Raw genomic sequence first — 20776 nt, forward strand, 5'->3', positions numbered from 1 at the left:
CGGGGCTATTGTATGCTACGGCCCTCGACAAGTTTTTAGAAAAACTTCGTTGATTTACAAATCCTATTCAAAAAGTCTTGTCTTGCCATGATCAAATTTCCTTCTCTGAAAACATTGAGCGACAGCCTCCTGGATACTATCATGCGTTACCGCTGGGTAACCCTGATAGCGTTCTTAAAGACCATTTTGCTGATTTGGCTCACCGAAACCCCTTTCTCCGAAAAGATCGACCGGAACGAAATAACCAGGTTCTGCTTTGTGGCAGCGCTCGCACTTCCACTGTTTCTGGCTATTCAGCTTGCGGGGGAATGGAGGTCCTGGAAACCAAATGTCAGACGCGGGTTAGCTGCCCTGATCATCGCCGCCCTTGGAGGCTACTACATGCTCATGGATCAGAATCCCGACAATAGTGAAACTTACCGTTTCCTTATTTTCCTTCTGGGTGCTCACCTCTTCGTTTCCTACGCACCGTTTATCGGCAGTGGGGATACGGAGGGCTTCTGGCAATTCAACAAAACGCTCTTCCTCCAATTCCTTAATGCAACCTTGTACTCGGGCACGTTGTACATTGGTCTTCTCATTGCCGTTCAAACAGTCAAATACCTTTTCGGAATCGAATATTCGTTTGCTGTCGAAATGGACTTATTCCTGATCGTCTCCTGCTTCTTTCATACGATCTTTTTTCTGAGCAAAATTCCAAGGCCTGAGGAGGATATCTCCGGTTACCCCAATGGCCTGAAGGTATTTACGCAATATGTGCTGTTGCCATTGGAAGTGGTCTATTTGATTATTTTGTATGCTTATGTCGGAAAGATCGTCCTGCAATGGCAGTTACCGGAGGGACGTATTGCCTACCTTGTCCTGGCATTTTCAGTAGCGGGGATTTTCGCTCTCTTGCTCCTCTACCCGTTGCGTAAGAGCTCGCAGGAACGCTGGGTGTCCATTTTCGCCCGACGATTCTATCTCGCATTGCTGCCGCTTATCGTGCTACTTTTTATAGGGATATTTCGCCGTATCAACGATTATGGGATTACCGAAAACCGTTACATTGTTGGTCTGCTCGCATGCTGGCTGGCCGGAATCGCGCTTTACTTCCTTTCGGGGCGACGCGACGATATCCGGTGGGTTCCTGTCACATTGTCTATTTTTTGCTTTCTGTTGCCCCTCGGGCCCTGGAACATATTTGTTGTTTCAAAAAACAGCCAACTGAAACAGTTCCGGGAGATTTTGAGTAGAAACCATGTCCTGGATGTAAAAAATCAGATCACACAACGTAAAACCGTAACCAAAGATGACCGGGAACGGCTCGCTTCCATCATTCAGTTTTTCCGAAGCAGAGAGCTGACAGGTCTGGAATCCTATTTCGCGGGATTTAAAGAGAAGGACAAAAGCGACTTCCAGTATTATTTGACGATGGAGAATACATTAAACAAGTTTGTGATATCCGAAAAACAAGAGGAATCGGAAAACTATACCAACTTCTCACCCTTGCTTGCTAAAAATGCAGTTGGAATATCGGTTAGCGGATTCGAGCGTGCGCTATTTGTCGATGCCAATCAGGATAAGCTGCTTGGCGACGGGCATGTGGAGATCAAAATCGGGACTTATGGAAAAACCTGGACCTTGTACCGCGATAAAAAGAAGGTAACCGTCTGGAATATTGCGGATCGGGTGAACGCATTGCAGGCCTCGTTCGGCAGTCATGCAGAGGACGTACCGCAGGATTCACTTATGCTCACCTATGGAGACTACAAAATGGTCTTCCGGTCGCTTTCCTCGGATAACAGTAGTTACTATGGGTATGGTGTTCTGTTATATAAGTAGATTGTGAGTGACCGGCGCATAGTCCGAAATCGCTTTTATCATGTATAGTCGTCAGATTTCCTGCATCATCCAGTAACGATTTTGTTTATGAAAAAACTGCTATTTCTGCTTGCCTTCCTGCCCTGTCAGCATTTGTTTGCTCAAACAGAACCCACCTACGCCGAAAAACTCGGCTATCCCAAGGGTAAAAAGGTGCTCATTATCCATGTCGATGATGTGGGGATGTCGTACGAATCCAATCAGGGTGCTATTAAAGCCATTCGAGAGGGCGTTGCCAATTCGCTGAGCGTGATGATGCCTTGCGGCTGGGTACCGGGTTTTGTGCATTACTGGAAAGAAAACAAGGATATCGACGCCGGCCTGCATTTGACGATGACTTCCGAATGGAAAGACTACCGCTGGGGGCCGCTGGCTGGCAAAACCAATGTGAAAGGCCTCACGGACACGGAAGGCGCATTGTGGCGGAGCGTAGCGGACGTGGTGAAGAATGCCTCGCCGGACGAAGTGGAGACCGAAATCCGCGCGCAACTGGAACGCGCCCGCACAATGGGTTTCGAACCTACGCACCTCGACTCGCATATGGGCACATTATTCGCGACGCCGGAGTTTTTGGAGCGGTATTTGAAAGTAGGAATGCAGGAAAAAATCCCGGTCATGTTCCCCGGCGGGCATAACACGGCCATTCAGGGCGAGGAAAAAATGATTGCGGAAAGATTTGAAATGACGCAGAAAGTAGGAAAACAGCTCTGGGCGGCAGGACTACCCGTGCTGGATGACCTTGAAAACAGCAGCTACGGCTGGAAAGGTCCCGAAAATGGCGACAAGTCGGAAAAAGCATTGCAGAAATACAAAACCGCCAAATACATCGAAGCGATCGGCAAACTCAAACCCGGCCTCACGATGGTAATTATGCATTGTACCATCCACACCGAAGTTTTCCCCCACATCTCCGACTCCTGGCCCACCCGGGAAGGCGATTTCCTGGCCATGATCGATCCGGAATTGCGGAAGTATATCGAGAAGGAAGGAATTGTGCTGACGACCTGGCGGGAGGCGATGCAGCGGCGGGGGAAGGTTAAATGACCGCCGACGGCTGACGGCCGACGGCCGATCGCTTGCTGGTATCGGCTTTCGGCCGCAAAACAAGCAATGCCCGGAAAAACTCCCGGGCATTGTGCATTAAATAGGATAATTATCAACCGACAGATGATACAGATCCGCGCTCGGCGGTCAATGGTCCATGGTCGGCGGTCCTTCTTACAAATCAATCGCCTCGCCATAAGCCGCTTCGGTAGCGCCTTTCAGTGCTTCCGACATGGTTGGGTGTGGGTGGATGGCGCGGAGGATTTCGTGCGAAGTAGTTTCGAGCTTGCGCGCTACTACCACCTCAGCAATCATTTCCGTTACGTTCGCACCGATCATATGCGCGCCCAGGAATTCACCGTATTTCGCGTCGAAGATTACCTTTACGAAACCGTCTGTAACGCCCGCTCCTACCGCTTTACCGGAAGCTTTGAATGGGAATTTACCTACTTTCACTTCGTAACCGGCTTCTTTCGCTTTTTTCTCGGTGAAACCTACGGATGCAATTTCAGGCTGACAGTAAGTACAGCCTGGAATGTTGCCGTAATCCAATGCTTCGGTTTTGTGACCTGCAATTTTCTCAGCGCAGATGATACCTTCGGCTGTCGCCACGTGCGCCAATGCCTGGCCTGGTACGCAGTCGCCGATGGCGTAGAAGCCCGGAACGCTGGTTTCATACCATTCGTTTACGACGATTTTGCCTTTTTCGGTTTTGATCCCTGTTTCTTCCAGACCGATATTTTCGATGTTCGAAACGATACCCGCAGCCGAAAGCACTACATCCACTTCGAAAGTTTTCTCGCCATCCGGCGTTTTAACCGTCACTTTACAGCCTTTGCCGCTGGTATCCACTTTCTCAACCGAAGAGTTGACCAAAGTTTCGATACCGATCTTTTTGTATTGCTTCGCGATCTCTTTTGAAACCTCTTCGTCTTCAACCGGAACCAGATTAGGGAGGAATTCCACGACGGTAACCTTGGTTCCCATTGAGTTATAGACGTAAGCAAACTCCATTCCGATCGCGCCGGAACCGATTACCAGCAGGGAAGCAGGCTGCTTTTCGAGGCTCATCGCCTTGCGGTATTCGATGATTTTCTCGCCGTCGAGTTTGATGTTCGGCAACTCGCGTGCGCGTGCGCCGGTTGCGATGATTACACCTTTGGAAGCGCTGTAATCCGTTTTTTTGCCGTCTTTGTCAGTTACTTCAACCGTTTTCTGGCCTTTCACCTTACCGGTACCCATGATGACGTCGATCTTGTTCTTTTTCATCAGGAACGACACCCCTTTGCTCATTGTATCGGCCACGCCGCGGCTGCGATTGATCACCGCACCGAAATCCGCCGAAGAATCGCTTACATTAATACCGTAATCTTTTGAATGCTTGATGTATTCAAATACCTGAGCACTTTTCAACAGCGCTTTGGTTGGGATACAGCCCCAGTTAAGGCAAATTCCTCCTAAACTTTCTTTTTCAACAATAGCAACTTTAAGTCCTAATTGGGAAGCACGAATGGCTGCGGGATAACCCCCGGGGCCGCTACCAATTACAATCACATCATATGTTTGAGCCATTTTCCGGTATTTTTATTGTACGAAATGGGTTGACAAAATTTTGACGCAAAGTTAAGACGATTTGCCAGAATGCCTACATCTGCGATGCGCCCTATTTAAGTGAAACAGACCGTTCTGATGTTTTGTTCTACCTTTGTGTCTGTTAGATTTACGCAAACGTTAATATTTGATTAGAGGTGTCACCCTGAGCGGAGCCGAAGGGCATGTACGATGTCGCATTTACCCTTCGACCGCCCGGCGGCCCGGTCCGCTCAGGGTGACAACGTAACCGTTTGTATTACAGTAAAACATTTTTTCAAACTTAAATTCAAAAAATTCAATGACTGCAGAGCAATTGAAAGACTTGAAAGCCCGTGTAGAGGCTTTGGGGAGGTATCTTTGACTACGCTAACCGTAAACAACAGCTAGGACAACTTGAACAGCAGACTGTTCAACCCGAATTCTGGAACGATTCGAATCGTGCGGAAAAGGTGATGCGGGAAATCCGCGGTCTGAAATTCTGGACCAACGGATATGAAGAACTCGCCCGCCTGCGCGACGACCTCGACACAATTTGGGAATTTTATGAAGCCGACGAAGCCACCGAAGAAGAGGTGGACGAAGAAGGCAAAAAACTCGCCGACAAACTGGACGAAATCGAGTTCAGGAAAATGATGGGCGAAGAAGGCGACGAGCTGCCTGCCGTGATCGAAATCAATGCGGGAGCGGGTGGTACCGAGTCGCAGGACTGGGCTTCGATGCTCATGCGGATGTACATCATGTGGGCGGAAAAGAATGGTTACAAGGTCCGCCAGGTGGATTTGCAGGATGGCGACGTGGCCGGAGTAAAATCCGTGACGCTCGAAATCGACGGCGAATATGCCTATGGTAACCTGAAATCGGAGAATGGCGTACACCGCCTCGTCCGCATTTCGCCATTCGACTCGAATGCGCGCCGGCATACGTCATTTACCTCCGTGTATGTTTACCCGCTCGCGGACGACAACATCGAAATCGAGGTCAATCTGGCCGACATTACCTGGGATACTTACCGCTCGGGCGGCGCCGGTGGGCAGAACGTAAACAAAGTGGAAACCGCGGTACGTTTGCACCACAAGCCATCGGGAATCATCATCGCCTGTCAGCAGGAACGTTCGCAGCTCATGAACAAAGAGGTGGCGATCCGCTTGCTGAAATCGCGTCTCTACCAGATCGAGCTTGAAAAGCGCAACTCGGCCCGCGCCGAAGTGGAAGCTTCGAAACGCAAGATCGAATGGGGCTCGCAAATCCGCAGCTACGTCCTCGACGACCGCCGCGTAAAAGACCACCGCACCGATTACCAGACTTCGAACACCGAAGCGGTGCTGAATGGTGATATCAATGCGTTCATCAAGGCGTATTTGATGGAAGCGTAACAACTTGACGTTAAGACCTTTCAAACGGCCTGTTTCAATGAGCAGGGCGTTTGGAGGTCTTTTTGTTTTGTCGTAACTTACTTCATATAAAGCAATGGTTATGAGCGATACCGAACTATTAAAGAAGGTCTCCGAATTACCGGAAAACCTGAGAGAAGAATTGGATAGTTATATCGATTTTCTTCTTCAAAAAAGTGCAGAAGCGGATTTACCTAAAAAGCCGTTAAAATTTGGAATGATGAAAGACACATTCGTCATGGTATCTGACGATTTTGACGAACCGTTAGATGATTTTAAAGAATATATGTAATGAAATACATTCTTGATACACACACTTTAATCTGGTTTTTACAAGGCAATGCGGCTTTATCGAAAAAAGCCAAAAGTATAATTGAAGAAACCGACAGCCAAAAATTTGTGAGCATTGCCTCTATCTGGGAGATTGCCATCAAAGTGAGTTTGGAAAAAATAGTACTTGCTAAATCGCTTGATGACTTCCTTTTAGATTTATCTAAGACCAAAATCACTGTACTGCCCATCGAACTTCCCCATGCGCTCCGGGTAAGCAAACTAGATTTTTTTCATCGAGACCCCTTCGACCGGCTTATCATCGCACAAAGTATTGAAGAGAATTTGGAAGTCCTTACCCGGGATTCTGACTTCTCGTCGTACGGTATCATAACCCGCTGGTAATTTGACCCTCCTTCCCCCATACACGAAACTAGGCTCCGGCCCGAACATTCTCCTCGCGTTCCACGGGATAGGGCAAGATGGCCCCTCATGTTTTGCACCAGTTCTAAAACCGCTCGGTTCGCATTACACCATCTACGCATTCGACCTGCCGTTTCACGGCCACAACAGCAATGCGCCATTTGAAGTAATCTCAAAAACAGCCTGGAAGGAAAGCATTCAATCCTTTCTTACTCAAAACAACATCACCCGCTTCGACGTCACCGGTTTTAGCATTGGCGGGCGCTTTGCATTGGCTACGCTGGAAGCATTTCCGGAGCGTATCGATAATGCATTCCTGATCGCACCTGACGGGGTATCCGAGCACCCGATGTACGCGCTCGCGACGCGCATTCCGCCTGCGCGATGGATCTACGGATGGCTGATGCGGCATCCGGAGGTGTTTTTCCCGGGTGTACGTGTAGCGCGGACTTTGAAATTGGCGAGTAAAAGCCTGGTAAGATTTACGCAGCAGGTTTTGAACACGCCCGAGAAACGCCAGACCATTTACCGATCCTGGGTGGCATTCCGCGATCTGCGATTTGATATTCCTAAGTTGGCTAAAACGGCGAAAACGAACGGGGTGACGATTTACCTTTTTGCAGGCGTTTATGATAGTTTGCTGAAACCCAAAGCAGTGCGACCGCTAGCCGCATTACTTCCCGAAAATCAATACATTGAACTAAAAAGCGGCCATACCCGCCTGGTCGAGCACTCGGCTACGTGGATTTGCACTTTATTTAAGTAAATTGGGAAAACCTAATCCCGATTTATGGAGCAAACTTTACACAAAGACGACACCGGCTGGCGCCTCAAAGCGATTATCGGCGGCTCGGCAGGGAACCTCGTCGAATGGTACGACTGGTACGCATATTCCGCTTTCTCCCTCTATTTCGCCAATGCATTCTTTCCTGATTCTAATCCGACAGTCCAGCTGATCAATACGGCCGGCATTTTCGCGGTGGGTTTCCTGATGCGGCCGATCGGCGGTTATGTTTTTGGTAAACTGGCGGATAACCGCGGACGAAAAGTGGCGATGACCGTTTCTGTGCTGTTAATGTCGCTCGGATCGCTGCTGATCGCGTTTTTGCCTGGTTATAACAGTATCGGCATTGCGGCGCCGGTGCTGCTACTGATCGCCCGCTTGCTTCAAGGGCTCAGTGTCGGTGGTGAATACGGGACTTCCGCTACTTACCTTAGCGAAGTCGCGACGGAGGAAAAACGCGGTTTCTTTTCCAGCTTTCAATATGTGACGCTCATCGGCGGGCAGCTCATTGCATTGGGTTTGCAACTCATTTTACAAAATCTCTTCCTCACCGACCAGCAAATGCACGACTGGGGCTGGCGGATTCCGTTCGTAATCGGTGCGATGCTGTCGCTGGTCGCATTGTACCTCCGCGCGCATTTGAATGAGACGGAAGCATTCCAATCCAAGAAAAAGGAAGGCTCTCTGAAAGAACTCATGAAGCATCCGAAAGCGGTTTTGGTGGTGATAGGCCTTACTTCGGGCGGTACGCTCGCTTTTTACACCTATACGACCTACATGCAAAAGTTCCTGGTGAACACGGTGGGCCTGACGAAATACCAGTCGACGATACTGACCTTTTGCTCGCTCTTCATTTTTGCGGCATTACAACCAGTTTTCGGAGCGCTCAGCGATCGCATCGGCCGGCGGCCGTTATTGATCGGTTTCGGGGTGCTGGGAACATTGCTCACTTATCCATTACTCACGACATTGAGCCATACCACCGGAATGTGGCCTGCATTCGGCCTACTGATGGCAGCATTGATTATCGTGAGCGGTTATACGTCTATCAATGCCGTCGTCAAAGCAGAACTGTTTCCCGTAGAAGTGCGTGCGTTGGGCGTGGGCCTTCCCTACTCCATTGCTGTGGCGGTATTTGGCGGAACGGCCGAGTACCTGGCATTATGGGCCAAAAACCTCGGACATGAGACGTGGTACTATTGGTATGTGACGATCTGCATTTTCGTTTCACTCATGGTGTACATCCGCATGAAAGACACGAAGCACACCTCGCTCATTGAAAAGCATTAATATGCAGCTGACAGGAGCTTTGCAGCAATGTTTTGCGCTCCAATTCCACGCCGACAATCCCCTTGGAAAAAAGCCATTTTCTCTTGACATAGTCCATTCATTAACGTAACTTACTTCAAACCAAAATTTGAGAAGTTATGAACATGATGGATCGAATCGAGCATTGGGGCGATACGCACCATCCGGCTTGGATGGATATAGTTCGTATCGCTTTGGGAGTATTTTTGTTTGCTAAGGGTATCAGCTTCATCAGCGATACCACCAAGTTGTCTCACCTGGTTACCGGCCTCGACTTTCACCTGTACACCGTCACAGCCGTTCACTACGTAGCTTTTGCGCACATTTTCGGCGGATTCCTGATTGCATTGGGATGCCTGACCAGAATTGCATCCATCATTCAGATACCAATCCTGCTGACTGCCGTATTCTTCGTCAACATCCGGCTCGGCTTTTCCTACCTCAATTCGGAGTTGTGGCTTTCGATGATCACGCTCATTCTGGTGATCATGTTCGCCATTGTCGGTTCCGGACGGTACTCGATGGATGAATGGATGAAGAATCACGACAAGTGATCAGACCATTTCGGGTGCGGCTTTATAAAGGTATTTCCGCTTGTATTCCAGCGGCGTCATATCGGTAACCTTCTTGAAATGCCGGTAAAAGTTGGAAACATTGTTAAAACCGCACTCGAAACAAATTACTTCCGTTGCCATTTTATCTTCGATCAGGAACCGGCAAGCCTGACTGATCCTGATTTCTACCAGAAAATCGTTGTAGGTTTTCTTGGTCATCAATTTGAAATACCTGCAAAAAGACGTAATTCCCAGATTGGCGATCGAGGCCACATCCTGCAATGAAATATCGTTGCGGTAGTTGGAAAGCGTATAGGCGTAAATCTTGTTCAAACGCAGCGTTTCGGCGTCGTTGGACTTATAAAATGCGTGCGCCGAAGCGATCGTTTCATACTCACTTGCCTCTGCCAGAATTTTCAGGATCGAAAGCAATGCGATCAGCCGGTCGAGATTCTCGGCGTCCACCGCGGAATGCATTAACCTTATCACTTTTTCCTTCGCTTCGCCGTGTATCAGAAGTCCTCTTTTGGCACGTTCGTACAGTTTCGGGATCTGATAAGCCTCCGGCAGCAGCAGCAGTTCACTTCCTAAACAGTTAGGCAAAAAGTGAATGATAACGACTTCCACCGTGGTATTGCTCGCCCCTTCTTCCACCCGCCAGGTATGCGGCAGGTTTTCGCCCAGCAGTATGAGCTCTCCGTCCGAAAAGTTGCTGATATTGTCGCCAATGAACCTAACTCCCTTTCCTTTAACCAGATAATGCAGTTCCAACTCTGGGTGGTAATGCCAAACCGTGCCAAAGCCGGAATCTTTGTCATGTCGGATACTGAACGAAGTCCTCGACGGAATTGGGACCTTATGGAAATGCGGTTTCATTTTAAATCAATGCGGGCAGGGTTTTAGGGTGGCTGCCATTGCTCAATTTAAAAGAAAATTTTTTAATAATCCATCCTGTGCAATCGACAAGATGCTAAAAAAATACTATTAAATAGCGTAATACTAATATTACCCACCGGCGATCGTACCAATTAACTGGCGTGAAACGACTGTATACGATCGAGATATTGCTTACGTGCAACCGGGTCGCTGTACTTTTTCATTTCGCCGAAAATCTGATCTTTCAGACTGCTGAACAGATAGGATTGAAAATTCACTTCTGTGCGCAGGTCCAGCCGTTCGTTCCAGATTTTGTTAAAAACCGAGTTGATCACCTTCTCCGCCTCTGCCTCGTCTTTCAGCAGAACGGAACAAAACTTGAAAGCAGCGACGGAGAAGTAGGAACGGAGTTGTGTAAATGCCGCTTCGTCACCCTGGGTTATCCGATCCAAAATTTGCTGGTTAGGAAAAGTCATAGCTCAAAAATTAGGGTTTGATCCGATTGGATTATTTCAACGGTGCTTCGAGTGCCTTTTTAAATACACCCGGAATTCCGAGCTCTGCCTGAATGCGGTCTACTTCGTCGAGCAACTGGTCGGCCCGCTCTTTCAAATCGTCCGTAAGCTCGCCCACGTCTCGGCGCGTGTAAGTGGAGATCGGGAAACCTCTTTTTTGCAAACAGTACTTGGCGATCGTCGGATAAGCCGAATGCACGATGTCCATCGAATCCACAAAAAATTGTTGCAGTACCTTCACATCCTCCTGCCGTTCCGCATTGTTGTAGTTCTCGCAAATCCAGACGATGAGTTCAGGATAAATATTTCCCTGAATGCATGACAACCCGGCTGCTCCTGCATTGAGCGACGCCGTCGCATTCACCATATAAGCATCATAAAGCCCGAAACGGTAGCCTTCCGCGACTTTAATCCTCCGAACCACTTCTTCGATATCCAGGCTCGTGTCTTTATGGTAAATAACGCGGTTTGAAGGCAGCAATTCCGCGAGTACTTCGCTGCTGATCAATCGTTTGTAAGGCACCGGGCATTCATAAAAACCGAGGGGAATGTCGCCCGTCAGGCTGATCAGTTCCTTTGTCCGTTGGATAAATACTTCGTCCGATTCGTCCTCGTTTGCGAGCAGTCCGGTAATTACAATCACCGCCTGTACACCGGTATCGTATATACGTTTTACAAATTGTGCCTGCTCCGGGATAGGCCCGCCAAAGGTCCCGGTAGCCACCACCGGCACACGTCCCGCAGTATGTTCCACCACTGTCCGCGTTACGTCCAGCCGTTCTTCTACCGACAATTCATACATTTCGCTTGAAAGACAGTTGGCAAACAGCCCCGCAGCGCCTGCTTCGAGGTAAAGGTCCGTCAATGCTTTTAGCCCGTCATAATCCACCTCGCCGCTTTCGAGGAATGGTGTGAGCATAACGGGAATGTAGCCTTGCGGCAACGACACGGAAGAAGACGTTACAGATGACATCGTGTAAGATTTTAAATACGTATAAGAAAAAATCCTTCTAAATAGGCCCGTATGCCGGGCTCTGGTTATTTGCTGTGCAAAAGCACCTCTTTTTCAACCGGTTGTCTGCCTTTCAGCCTGGTAAGCACCACGCCGGTCAAAAAGATCGTCAGTGTTCCTACCACCATGATCATATTCTGGTGGAGCGGGTTTCGCAAATAGGCATAGCTGTCGGGCAGCTGGTTCGAGAATGTCATCCAGACGATGACTACGATCCCGATAATCGTTGCCGTAAGCGCCTCGGTATTTTTGGTACTTTTTGAGATAATCCCCAGCAGGAACAGCCCGAGCATCCCGCCCGCAAAAATCCCCGAAAGCATCCACCACACATCCAGCACACTTTTCACGCCGATCATCGCGATGCCTGTAATCATGCCCAGCAAGCCAAAAACCGTGGTGGCAATGTAGAGCAAGCGGAGCGATTGCTGCGACGTAAGGTCGGATTTGACATATTTCTGATAAATATCCACGGAGAAAACCGTCGCCGAGGCATTCATCCCCGAGCTGATCGTACTCATCGCCGCCGACATGATCGCCGCGATGATCAACCCGAGCAGGCCTACCGGCACTTTGGTCACCATGAAATGCGGCATCACTTTATCGCCGTAATCGGCCGGTGTGAGCGTCGCGGCGAGGTTTGTGATCGCGTCCGTAGTTCCCCCGGGCAGTTTTTCAGCCGCTACCTGCATTTTGATGGTTTGCAGCAGCTCAGGATTGCCTTGGTAATAGGCAAAAAGACACGTTCCGAGTAAAAAGAATATCAGCGACACAGGCACGTACAGGTACACACAAAGCCACACCGAACTCGCCGCTTCTTTCACCGAAGACGTGGTATGGTAGCGCTGTACGTAGTTCTGGTCCATTCCGAAGTTATTCAGGTTCATAAAAAACCCGTAGAGCAGGATCACCCAAAAGGACGCGGTCGTAAAATCCGGCGCCATCGTGCCCAGACTAAACTTATCGCTTGCTTTACCTACTTCGATAATGCTCGGCATTCCACCCGAAACGCCCGAAACAACCAGGTAAAGTATCACGAGCGCACCTATCGTTTTGATCACGCCTTGCACCACTTCCGTCCAGATCACCGCTTCCATCCCGCCCATTACCGTGTACAAAACAATGCATATCCCCACCACGACCATGATCGTCGACATTGGATAGCCCGTTAGCGCCTGCAAACTCAATGCAATTCCGAAGAAGATCGACCCCATGCGGGCGAGTTGCGTAAGCAGGAAGCAAGCCACCGCATAAGTACGCGCCCACGGCCCGAAACGGTGTTCGAGGTGCGTGTAAGCCGAAACTTCGCCGGTACTTCGGTAAAAAGGAATAAAAAACTTGGTGGCTACCCAGGCTGCCAACGGCATCGACAAGCTGAAAACAAAGGAACTCCAGTTGCTTCCGAATGCCTTGCCCGGTACGCCGAGGAAAGTATTGCTGCTCAGAAAAGTCGCGTAAATGGAAATACCGATTGCCCATCCGGGGATTCGGCCGGATGCTTTGGTAAACTGCTCGGCATTGGTGTTCTTCCTTGAAAAGTAAATTCCTACCGCCACCATTCCAGCGAGGTAGGCGATCACGATGAGGAGGTCAATGAAAGGTAAGGATTTCATTCTACTTTTCGGGTATTTATAACTTTACCACAAAGAAACAGGATGAAGTTGATGATTTTATAGCGTTTTGTAGCCAGTTATTGTACGATATTATCAAAGCGTGTTATGAATTTGTAAATACTACGCTTATGATTCTACCATGCTCTTGTCTTTGAAGAAATATCCGATGCCGGCAGTCGAAATGACGATCAATGCAATCAGCACGATTTTGGTGGCCAATCCCTCATTCGGATGTTCGAGCAAATAGCGGATATCCTGCGCTTCCTTACCTGCCCAAACGGCCAACATCGTCCGCGGGATCATGCCCAATGTCCCACCCGTGAGCACTTGTTTGAAACGCGCACCGGCCATGGCGAAAAACAGGTTCGTAATTGCGAAAGGCAATACCGGGGATAGTTTTGCGAAAAATATCAGCCTTAATTCATTTTTGTAAAACCTCCTTAATAAGGTACCCACCTGTGGATAGACCTGGATGAGGTAACTGCGGACCGACGCTGCGTGCAGGAAATGCGCCGATACATATATAATGGAAATGGCACCGATGTTCAGCACGAAAAGCATCGGGAGCGAGGCCCAACCAAGGAAGTAGCCGTAAACCAATGCCAGGAATGTAGGAGGTGTGAGCGCGGCGGAGGAAGCCAGCGTAAGAATAAATGTTATACCCAGCCACCATTCGACAGGCAGCTCGCGAAGAATTTTTTCGTGATTGATCGCCCAGGCCGTCAGAATGGAGGTCGTCACCAATGGCACGATCGTCATCAATATGCTTACGACGACCGGGAGTGAGAATCTTTTTGGTGTAGACGTTTCCAAGGCTAATTTGACTTTTTTTCCTAAATGAATAACCAGTTGTTTTGACAAAAGGTTTTTGTGAACTTGCTTTTCTGCAATTAATATTTTGTTGCCTTAAAAAATGAATTTCGCAACCAAAGCCATACATGCCGGCATCGAGCCGGACCCGAGCACCGGCGCCATTATGACGCCGATTTACCAAACTTCCACCTACGTCCAGGAAAGCCCTGGCAAGCACAAAGGCTACGAATACGCCCGCAGCAGCAATCCCACGCGTACGGCATTGCAAACCGCATTAGCCGCACTGGAAAACGGCAAGCACGGCATTTGCTACGCCTCCGGCCTGGCCGCCACCGACGCCGTTCTGAAACTGTTCAAACCCGGCGACGAAATCATCGCGCCCAGCGACATCTACGGCGGCACTTACCGGATGATGAAGCGCATTTTCGAGCCGCTGGGAATGGTTTTCAAGTTTATAGACATTGAAGACGTAACCCGGATCGACGAGTTGATTTCCGACAAAACACGGATGGTATGGCTCGAATCACCCACAAATCCATTGCTCAAAATCATCGATATCGAGCAAGTAACAAACATTTGTAAGAAACGGAATGTGCTAACCTGCGTCGACAACACCTTTGCATCCCCCTACCTGCAAAATCCGCTCGACCTCGGTGCGGATATCGTCATGCATTCGGTCACCAAATATCTCGGCGGGCACTCAGACACGGTCATGGGCGCATTGATCACCAGCAACGACGAGCTGGCCGCGCAATTGAAATTCATTCAGAACGCCACCGGCGCGGTACCGGGCCCGCAGGATTGCTTTTTAGTTTTAAGGGGAATAAAAACGCTGCACATTCGGATGCAGCGCCATTGCGAGAACGCCGGGCAAGTAGCCTTGTGGCTCTCGGCCCATCCCAAAGTCGGGAAAGTTTACTACCCCGGCCTCCCCGATCATCCCGGCCATGAGCTGGCTGCTAAGCAAATGCGCAGCTTCGGCGGTGTGGTTTCTTTTGAATTAAAAGACGACAGTTATGAAAAGGCCGTTCACACTATGGAAAACCTGCAAATATTCGCATTGGGAGAATCGCTCGGCGGCGTGGAATCGCTTTGCACGCATCCCGCGAGCATGTCGCACGGGGGCATGCCGCGCGAAGAACGGTTGAAAATAGGCCTGAAAGACACGTTGATACGCCTCAGCGTCGGTATCGAGGATGTGGAAGACCTGATCGCCGATCTCGACCAGGCCATCGGCACGGATTAGCATTCAGCGTTGCAATCGACGGCCAAAAATCTTACTTTTGGAACCATTTTTGAAACGACACTAAAAAAACATATTTATCAATGGAAGTATCAGGAACAGTCATTTCATTGCTGCCGGAAGTTACCGGCCAGGGAAAAAACGGAATGTGGCGCAAGCAGGAATTCATTCTTGAAATACCTTCTCAATACCCTAAAAAAGTGTGTATTTCGCTTTGGGGCGACAAAATTGACCAGGCTAACCTGCAAGTGAACGACTCGGTTACCGCTTCTATCGATGTGGAAAGCCGCGAGTACAACTCCCGCTGGTACACTGAGGTGCGCGCATGGAAAGTTGAAAAGGCAGGAGCAAGCGGCGGCGGAAATGCAGGCTACAACGCAGGCGGCGCACCACTGCCTCCGGTAACCACTTTCACCGAAGAAGAATCGGACGATCTGCCGTTCTAACATTTAACAAACACCGCCGGGCCGCAATGAACAACCTGATCATCGTATTTGTAGGAGGAGGATTAGGCAGTTTGGCGCGGTACGGCATCGGAAGAGCATTCGCTCAATGGCCGTCAGTTTTCCCGTTCGGAACATTGACGGCCAATATTTTGGCCTGCCTCATCCTCGGCACATTCGGCGGGTGGGCCACCTTCAAATCGGCTGATCTGGTAGCTACTTCGAGGCTTTTCGTGGTCGTCGGCTTCTGCGGCGGGTTCAGCACTTTTTCCAGTTTCAGCAACGAAACCATTCAGCTTTTCCTCAACGACCGCTGGGTCGAAGCTTCCCTCAACATTATAATAAGCGTCATAGCATGTTTTGCAGCCACTTTATTGGGAATGTGGCTGGGCAAAACGTTTCTGGCAATATAATTGCGGTTAATTACTCTGGTAAGCCATCGACATTGTAAACTTGTCGAGCATTTCATGCGGATGCACTTCCAATATCCGTGCCAAAACCATCACTACCAACGTATTAGAGGCGATTTTGCGTGGAATGCCGGCCACGGTCGCGAACAGGTCTACCGTCACCGACTCTTTTTCGTCGAGCAGCTTCATCAGTTTCTCCTCCTTATCACCATACTGGAAAGCAATGTCGCGCTCCCCGCGGCCACGGCGCATGATTTCCTTCATTTCCCGGCTCGCCTGGATGGATTTGTCCTCCACGCGGATGTAAGCCTGGCGCGCACCGGTATCGTCCACCACATAATGCGGCTTGTCGATGCTCTTGGGAATCGTCAGCACGAGCACGTCGCGGTCGCGCGTGATGGCCACGCGTTCCTTTTTAAAACTGATTTTGGGGAAAATGAATTTGTCGATGGCACGGGTGAGGGTGTATTCATCCTCATCGGCATCTTTAAGGCCCTTCAAGGTCTTGTCGTCACCCACTCCGACCAGCAGCTTACCGCCACCTGAATTTGCGAAAGCAACCACTTCGCGGACGATCTTCTCGGGGTGATTGGATTTCAATTTGAATTCCAGATGTTCCCCCTCACCTTTCTTAACCAGCTCTTTCAACAATCGAAGCTCCATCGGGTTGGAATGGATAAATTATGAGTTATGACTAAATCACTTTCGGTAACTTACCTCGTCCTCCTCATTTGTTAACGCTAACAATTTACATTCCTTTTGTCAGATTTAAAAAATAATGGAGACTGAGTTACGTAAAAAAAGCAGACCATATATCATAAAAAAACGGCACCGATAGAGTGCCGTTTTGGATTAGTATTCGTCTTCGTTGAAAAAGAAATCGTCTTTGGTGGGATAGTCGGGCCAAATCTCTTCAATGCTTTCATAAGGCTGCCCATCATCTTCAAGCTCCTGAAGGTTTTCAACTACTTCTAACGGAGCGCCTGTTCTGATTGCAAAGTCAATTAGCTCGTCTTTGGTAGCTGGCCAGGGAGCATCTTCAAGGTACGATGCGAGTTCGAGAGTCCAGTACATAATATTTTCGCCTATTAATGGTTACTTTACTTTTCTGCAAAAGTAAAAAATTTGATATCTTTTAAAAGCTTAAAGCAAAAAAAAACAAAAATAATTGTCTGGTTACAAAATTTATTTTTTCCTGGCAATTAATGCTTTGAATGTCAACAATTTAAATATCTGCCGACTCGTACAAAGCTTTCAAATGCGCTAAGTTGTGTGATCCTTTGATCGTACTTCCCGTTATCGCGAGCGTCTGCAAATTCCATACCCAAGTTTCGGATCGCCCGCTCTTCTTTCCCGAAAAACCCTTAATTTCCCTCACCATTACAAATACCTTATTATGACTATTGAAATTTGCGCTTATTCGCTGGAATCCTGTATCAATGCGCAGGCTGGCGGGGCGGGCAGGATTGAACTGTGCGGCGGGCTCGGCGAAGGTGGTACCACGCCCAGCGCCGGACTCATCGAAATCGTAAGAAAAAACATCGACATTCAGCTATATGTGATGATCAGGCCGCGGGGCGGGGATTTTGTGTATGATTTTTTCGAAGAGGAAATCATGCGGAAAGACATCGATCTCGCCAAAAAACTGGGCGCTAATGGGGTTGTTCTCGGCATTCTCACGCCCGACGGCCATGTGGACGTGGCACGCACGAAAGCACTCGTCGACTATGCCGCGCCGTTAAAAGTCACCTTCCACCGCGCATTCGATCTCACGCCCGATCCGATGAAGGCATTGAAGGATGTCATCGCCACCGGCGCCGAGCGTATCCTCACGTCCGGTCAGAAGCCATCTGCCATTCAGGCGACGGAATTGCTCGGTAAGCTCTCGAAAGAAGCCGATGGAAAAATAGAAATCATGGCAGGCAGCGGCGTAAACCATAACAATGCAGCCGAACTGAAAGCTGCCGGCGTGCATTCCCTGCATTTGACTGCCAAAAAATTCCGTCCGGCGCGGCAGAAATTCTTTCCGGAGGGCATTTCGATGGCCGGGGAGATTCCGGATGAAAAGTCGGTCATGTACTCGGACCTGGAATTGATCGAGGCCATGGTACAGGCGGTTTCGGAATAATGCCTTTTTCTTTCAAAAGCACATCAACATCCTCTCTATGAAGTTCGTAAAGGCAATTTTGTTTATCGCGATCACAGCCGGGCTCGTGTATGTGCTGGACAAGCCATGGGCGCCTGCACCCGCGCTGGGCCCCTTCCTCAGCCCTTATTGCGGGTTATGGCAGAACAGCGAAAAGGTGATCGACCCCAAAACGCGCATAACCCTGCAACTCGACAGCCTGCGCGACGAGGTGACAATCCGCTTTGACGACTCCGGCGTGCCGCACATTTTTGCCAAAAACGACTTCGACCTTTTTTACGCGCAGGGCTACATTACCGCCAAAGACCGCCTTTGGCAAATGGACCTGCAAACCCGCGCCGCGGCCGGCCGGCTTTCCGAAATCCTCGGCCCGGCTACATTGGCGCTCGATCAGCAGAGCCGACGATTGGGAATGGGTTACGGTGCGGAAGCCAACCTGAAAGTGGCCATGACCGACGTGCGCTCGCGGGAAGCATTACTGGGCTACACAGCCGGCGTGAATGCATTTATCCGGCGACTCGCGCCCAAAGATTACCCCATAGAGTTTAAATTATTGGGATACAAACCCGAGCCCTGGAAACCGATCAACACGATGTACATGCTCGAACAGATGACGCTCACGCTCGCGGGGCGCTCCAACGAGCTGGCTATGACCAATGCATTGAAAAAGTACGGACAGGAAACCATCGCCCAGCTTTTCCCCGACTACCCGATGTTGCAGGAAAGCCCGATTATCCCTTCCGGTACCCCCTGGAATTTCCCTAAATTGCCTGTTCCAAAGGCCATTCCGCCGATGATGCCGAGCGACAGCATTGCATTATCCGCAAAACCATTGACAGCCTTACCTCCCCGCGCTCCGAAAGAAGAAGGCATCGGGAGCAATAACTGGGCCGTGGGCGCCGAAAAATCCATTACGGGCTATCCTATTCTCGCCAACGACCCGCACCTCGAACTTTCGCTGCCGTCGATCTGGTACCAGGTGCAGCTGCATTCACCCGACGTCAATGTATACGGCGTGTCGCTGCCGGGTATTCCGAGCGTGATCATCGGTTTCAACGAGCGCGTGGCCTGGGGTGTTACCAATGTGGATGCGGATGTTTTCGATCTGTATAAAATTAAATTCAAAAATGAATACCGCAATTTCTATTGGCATGATAATCAATGGAAACCTACGCACAAGCGGGAGGAAATTATTCATGTCAAAGGACAGCTGAGACCCTACCGCGAGCAGATCATGTACACCCATCACGGACCGGTAACCGATTCGGACGGAACATTCGGGGATTTGCCTAACCTGGCCATCAAATGGATCGGGCATGAGCCTGGTAATAGCTTCATTACCTTTTACGAGCTTAATAAAGCCAAAACCTACGACGATTACCGGAAGGCGCTGACGCATTATGTTGGCCCTGCGCAAAACTTCGTATTTGCGGATAATGAGAAGAATATCGCCCTAACCGTGAACGGGAAAATGCCTTTGAAGTACAAAGAGCAAGGCAAATTCGTATTGGACGGCTCGAAGCCAGCCGACGACTGGCACGGCTGGATCCCCGCCGAACAGAATCCGTTTGTGAAAAACCCGCCGAGGGGTTTTGTGAGCAGCGCCAATCAGTCGTCCGCGGATACGACCTATCCTTATTACATCAACTGGAGTTTCGCGCCGTCCGAGCGCGCGATACGCATTAACGAGCGCTTGCAAGCGATGACTAATGCCAATGCAGACAGCCTGCGAATGCTTCAAAACGACAATTTCAGCGTTCTTGCGCGCACATTACTACCCAAATTGCTGGGCATTCTGGAAACCCGCTCATTAACGCCGAAACAGAAAGCGGCCCACATTCTGCTTTCGAACTGGAATTACCAAAATTCGCCGGAATCTATCGCGGCATCGATCTTCGAAACCTGGTTCCCATTACTCGGCCAGGCCATCTGGAACGACGATTTCGCATCACCCGACGCCCCAATGGAATACCCCTCGCGTGACCGGACATTGTACCTGATTTTGAAGCAGCCCAATGAAAAGTGGTTCGATAACGTGAATACCCCCGAAAAGGAGACGCTGCCCGACCTGGTGTACCAAAGTTTCAACGCCTCGCTCGACACGCTCACCGCGCGTAAAGGCGCTATGAGCCCGCAATGGCAATGGTCGAAGGTGAAAGATACCGAGATCAGGCATTTGAGCCGCAGTATCAAACCGTTTAATGCACCGCCGCTGGTGACGGGCGGAGGCAGCAGCATTGTGAATGCGATGACGAAGCGCAAAGGGCCGTCGTGGCGAATGGTCGTTGAATTAGGCCCCACGCCGCGTGCTTATGGCATTTATCCGGGAGGGCAATCGGGCAACCCGGGAAGTCCTTACTACCTTAACCTGCTTAAAAAATGGGAGAAGGGAGAGCTAAATGAATTGATCTTCCTTACCTCTCCCGATCAGAAAGTGCCACACTTGGCTTCCAGTCTTGTATTGCAAAAACGTTAACT

Annotated in this window: 21 protein-coding genes; 13 read left to right on the forward strand and 8 right to left on the reverse strand. The window is 49.6% G+C overall.

Features of this window, described 5'->3' with window-relative positions; genetic code table 11:
* The first annotated feature begins 87 nt into the window (after window positions 1-87).
* A complete protein-coding gene (locus BLQ88_RS22770; protein ID WP_090154789.1) occupies window positions 88-1824 on the forward strand; it encodes a DUF4153 domain-containing protein in 1737 nt (578 codons plus the stop codon).
* Window positions 1825-1911: 87 nt separating this feature from the next.
* A complete protein-coding gene (locus BLQ88_RS22775; protein WP_090154791.1) occupies window positions 1912-2907 on the forward strand; it encodes a polysaccharide deacetylase family protein in 996 nt (331 codons plus the stop codon).
* Window positions 2908-3081: 174 nt separating this feature from the next.
* Here BLQ88_RS22775 and lpdA read toward each other — a convergent pair whose 3' ends face one another.
* The gene (gene lpdA, locus BLQ88_RS22780) at window positions 3082-4479 is read right to left on the reverse strand and encodes a dihydrolipoyl dehydrogenase (protein ID WP_090154793.1); all 1398 of its coding nucleotides are present in this window, start codon (window positions 4477-4479) and stop codon (window positions 3082-3084) included.
* 319 nt (window positions 4480-4798) lie between these two features.
* Between lpdA and prfB the strand changes: the two genes are divergently transcribed.
* The 6 genes from prfB (at window position 4799) to BLQ88_RS22810 (ending at window position 9230) form a co-directional block, all read left to right on the forward strand.
* A protein-coding gene (gene prfB / locus BLQ88_RS22785; RefSeq protein WP_143016912.1) for a peptide chain release factor 2 occupies window positions 4799-5873 on the forward strand; the annotation gives its coding sequence in 2 pieces (ribosomal slippage) (window positions 4799-4858 and window positions 4860-5873; 1074 coding nt in all).
* A gap of 100 nt (window positions 5874-5973) precedes the next feature.
* A complete protein-coding gene (vapB, locus tag BLQ88_RS22790) occupies window positions 5974-6183 on the forward strand; it encodes a type II toxin-antitoxin system VapB family antitoxin (RefSeq protein ID WP_090155127.1) in 210 nt (69 codons plus the stop codon).
* A complete protein-coding gene (locus BLQ88_RS22795) occupies window positions 6183-6566 on the forward strand; it encodes a type II toxin-antitoxin system VapC family toxin (RefSeq protein ID WP_090154795.1) in 384 nt (127 codons plus the stop codon). Before vapB ends, BLQ88_RS22795 begins: the two co-directional genes overlap by 1 nt.
* Window position 6567: 1 nt before the next feature.
* Window positions 6568-7350, forward strand: coding sequence for an alpha/beta hydrolase (locus BLQ88_RS22800; RefSeq protein ID WP_090154797.1), 783 nt, complete (start codon window positions 6568-6570; stop codon window positions 7348-7350).
* Between the two features lie 24 nt (window positions 7351-7374).
* Window positions 7375-8658, forward strand: a complete 1284-nt coding sequence (locus BLQ88_RS22805; RefSeq protein ID WP_090154800.1) for an MFS transporter — start codon at window positions 7375-7377, stop codon at window positions 8656-8658.
* A gap of 137 nt (window positions 8659-8795) precedes the next feature.
* On the forward strand, window positions 8796-9230 hold the full coding sequence (locus BLQ88_RS22810) for a DoxX family protein (protein ID WP_090154802.1): 435 nt from the start codon (window positions 8796-8798) through the stop codon (window positions 9228-9230).
* On the opposite strand, the gene BLQ88_RS22815 is transcribed toward BLQ88_RS22810, so the two are convergent.
* The 5 genes from BLQ88_RS22815 to BLQ88_RS22835 all read right to left on the reverse strand — a co-directional run bounded on the left by BLQ88_RS22815 (window position 9231) and on the right by BLQ88_RS22835 (window position 14056).
* Window positions 9231-10106 carry an AraC family transcriptional regulator gene (locus BLQ88_RS22815; RefSeq protein ID WP_090154804.1) on the reverse strand — a complete coding sequence of 292 codons (876 nt, stop codon included), beginning with the start codon at window positions 10104-10106 and terminating at the stop codon, window positions 9231-9233.
* A 152-nt stretch (window positions 10107-10258) separates the two neighbouring features.
* A complete protein-coding gene (locus tag BLQ88_RS22820) occupies window positions 10259-10582 on the reverse strand; it encodes an RNA polymerase sigma factor (protein WP_090154806.1) in 324 nt (107 codons plus the stop codon).
* Window positions 10583-10613: 31 nt separating this feature from the next.
* Window positions 10614-11594, reverse strand: coding sequence for a dihydrodipicolinate synthase family protein (locus tag BLQ88_RS22825; protein ID WP_090154808.1), 981 nt, complete (start codon window positions 11592-11594; stop codon window positions 10614-10616).
* 65 nt (window positions 11595-11659) lie between these two features.
* Window positions 11660-13243 (reverse strand): sodium:solute symporter family protein, encoded by a 1584-nt coding sequence (locus tag BLQ88_RS22830; protein WP_090154810.1) that lies wholly within the window; start codon window positions 13241-13243, stop codon window positions 11660-11662.
* A gap of 126 nt (window positions 13244-13369) precedes the next feature.
* Window positions 13370-14056 carry a VTT domain-containing protein gene (locus BLQ88_RS22835; protein WP_229212811.1) on the reverse strand — a complete coding sequence of 229 codons (687 nt, stop codon included), beginning with the start codon at window positions 14054-14056 and terminating at the stop codon, window positions 13370-13372.
* A 100-nt stretch (window positions 14057-14156) separates the two neighbouring features.
* Between BLQ88_RS22835 and BLQ88_RS22840 the strand changes: the two genes are divergently transcribed.
* From BLQ88_RS22840 to crcB, 3 genes are all read left to right on the forward strand, one after another.
* A complete protein-coding gene (locus BLQ88_RS22840) occupies window positions 14157-15302 on the forward strand; it encodes a cystathionine gamma-synthase (RefSeq protein WP_090154814.1) in 1146 nt (381 codons plus the stop codon).
* Between the two features lie 80 nt (window positions 15303-15382).
* Window positions 15383-15745 (forward strand): DUF3127 domain-containing protein, encoded by a 363-nt coding sequence (locus tag BLQ88_RS22845; protein WP_090154816.1) that lies wholly within the window; start codon window positions 15383-15385, stop codon window positions 15743-15745.
* A 26-nt stretch (window positions 15746-15771) separates the two neighbouring features.
* On the forward strand, window positions 15772-16155 hold the full coding sequence (crcB, locus tag BLQ88_RS22850; protein ID WP_090154818.1) for a fluoride efflux transporter CrcB: 384 nt from the start codon (window positions 15772-15774) through the stop codon (window positions 16153-16155).
* A gap of 6 nt (window positions 16156-16161) precedes the next feature.
* On the opposite strand, the gene BLQ88_RS22855 is transcribed toward crcB, so the two are convergent.
* Window positions 16162-16815: an AlbA family DNA-binding domain-containing protein gene (locus BLQ88_RS22855; RefSeq protein ID WP_090154820.1), complete on the reverse strand. Its 654-nt coding sequence runs from the start codon at window positions 16813-16815 to the stop codon at window positions 16162-16164.
* Between the two features lie 189 nt (window positions 16816-17004).
* On the reverse strand, window positions 17005-17226 hold the full coding sequence (locus tag BLQ88_RS22860; RefSeq protein ID WP_013927448.1) for a DUF2795 domain-containing protein: 222 nt from the start codon (window positions 17224-17226) through the stop codon (window positions 17005-17007).
* 322 nt (window positions 17227-17548) lie between these two features.
* Between BLQ88_RS22860 and BLQ88_RS22865 the strand changes: the two genes are divergently transcribed.
* Window positions 17549-18280 (forward strand): copper homeostasis protein CutC, encoded by a 732-nt coding sequence (locus BLQ88_RS22865; protein WP_090154822.1) that lies wholly within the window; start codon window positions 17549-17551, stop codon window positions 18278-18280.
* Window positions 18281-18317: 37 nt separating this feature from the next.
* Complete coding sequence (locus tag BLQ88_RS22870) at window positions 18318-20774, forward strand: penicillin acylase family protein (RefSeq protein ID WP_090154824.1); 2457 nt, start codon at window positions 18318-18320, stop codon at window positions 20772-20774.
* The last annotated feature ends 2 nt before the right edge of the window (window positions 20775-20776 follow it).

This window comes from Dyadobacter soli (assembly GCF_900101885.1).
In the GTDB taxonomy this organism is placed as follows: Bacteria; Bacteroidota; Bacteroidia; order Cytophagales; family Spirosomataceae; genus Dyadobacter; species Dyadobacter soli.

Excerpts from the sequence above, each read along its gene's own strand:
- BLQ88_RS22770 (WP_090154789.1), top strand. The coding sequence starts at position 88 with ATGATCAAATTTCCTTCTCTGAAAACATTGAGCGACAGCCTCCTGGAT.
- BLQ88_RS22775 (WP_090154791.1), top strand. The coding sequence starts at position 1,912 with ATGAAAAAACTGCTATTTCTGCTTGCCTTCCTGCCCTGTCAGCATTTG.
- lpdA (WP_090154793.1), bottom strand. The coding sequence starts at position 4,479 with ATGGCTCAAACATATGATGTGATTGTAATTGGTAGCGGCCCCGGGGGT.
- vapB (WP_090155127.1), top strand. The coding sequence starts at position 5,974 with ATGAGCGATACCGAACTATTAAAGAAGGTCTCCGAATTACCGGAAAAC.
- BLQ88_RS22795 (WP_090154795.1), top strand. The coding sequence starts at position 6,183 with ATGAAATACATTCTTGATACACACACTTTAATCTGGTTTTTACAAGGC.
- BLQ88_RS22805 (WP_090154800.1), top strand. The coding sequence starts at position 7,375 with ATGGAGCAAACTTTACACAAAGACGACACCGGCTGGCGCCTCAAAGCG.
- BLQ88_RS22810 (WP_090154802.1), top strand. The coding sequence starts at position 8,796 with ATGAACATGATGGATCGAATCGAGCATTGGGGCGATACGCACCATCCG.
- BLQ88_RS22815 (WP_090154804.1), bottom strand. The coding sequence starts at position 10,106 with ATGAAACCGCATTTCCATAAGGTCCCAATTCCGTCGAGGACTTCGTTC.
- BLQ88_RS22820 (WP_090154806.1), bottom strand. The coding sequence starts at position 10,582 with ATGACTTTTCCTAACCAGCAAATTTTGGATCGGATAACCCAGGGTGAC.
- BLQ88_RS22825 (WP_090154808.1), bottom strand. The coding sequence starts at position 11,594 with ATGTCATCTGTAACGTCTTCTTCCGTGTCGTTGCCGCAAGGCTACATT.
- BLQ88_RS22830 (WP_090154810.1), bottom strand. The coding sequence starts at position 13,243 with ATGAAATCCTTACCTTTCATTGACCTCCTCATCGTGATCGCCTACCTC.
- BLQ88_RS22840 (WP_090154814.1), top strand. The coding sequence starts at position 14,157 with ATGAATTTCGCAACCAAAGCCATACATGCCGGCATCGAGCCGGACCCG.
- BLQ88_RS22845 (WP_090154816.1), top strand. The coding sequence starts at position 15,383 with ATGGAAGTATCAGGAACAGTCATTTCATTGCTGCCGGAAGTTACCGGC.
- crcB (WP_090154818.1), top strand. The coding sequence starts at position 15,772 with ATGAACAACCTGATCATCGTATTTGTAGGAGGAGGATTAGGCAGTTTG.
- BLQ88_RS22855 (WP_090154820.1), bottom strand. The coding sequence starts at position 16,815 with ATGGAGCTTCGATTGTTGAAAGAGCTGGTTAAGAAAGGTGAGGGGGAA.
- BLQ88_RS22860 (WP_013927448.1), bottom strand. The coding sequence starts at position 17,226 with ATGTACTGGACTCTCGAACTCGCATCGTACCTTGAAGATGCTCCCTGG.
- BLQ88_RS22865 (WP_090154822.1), top strand. The coding sequence starts at position 17,549 with ATGACTATTGAAATTTGCGCTTATTCGCTGGAATCCTGTATCAATGCG.
- BLQ88_RS22870 (WP_090154824.1), top strand. The coding sequence starts at position 18,318 with ATGAAGTTCGTAAAGGCAATTTTGTTTATCGCGATCACAGCCGGGCTC.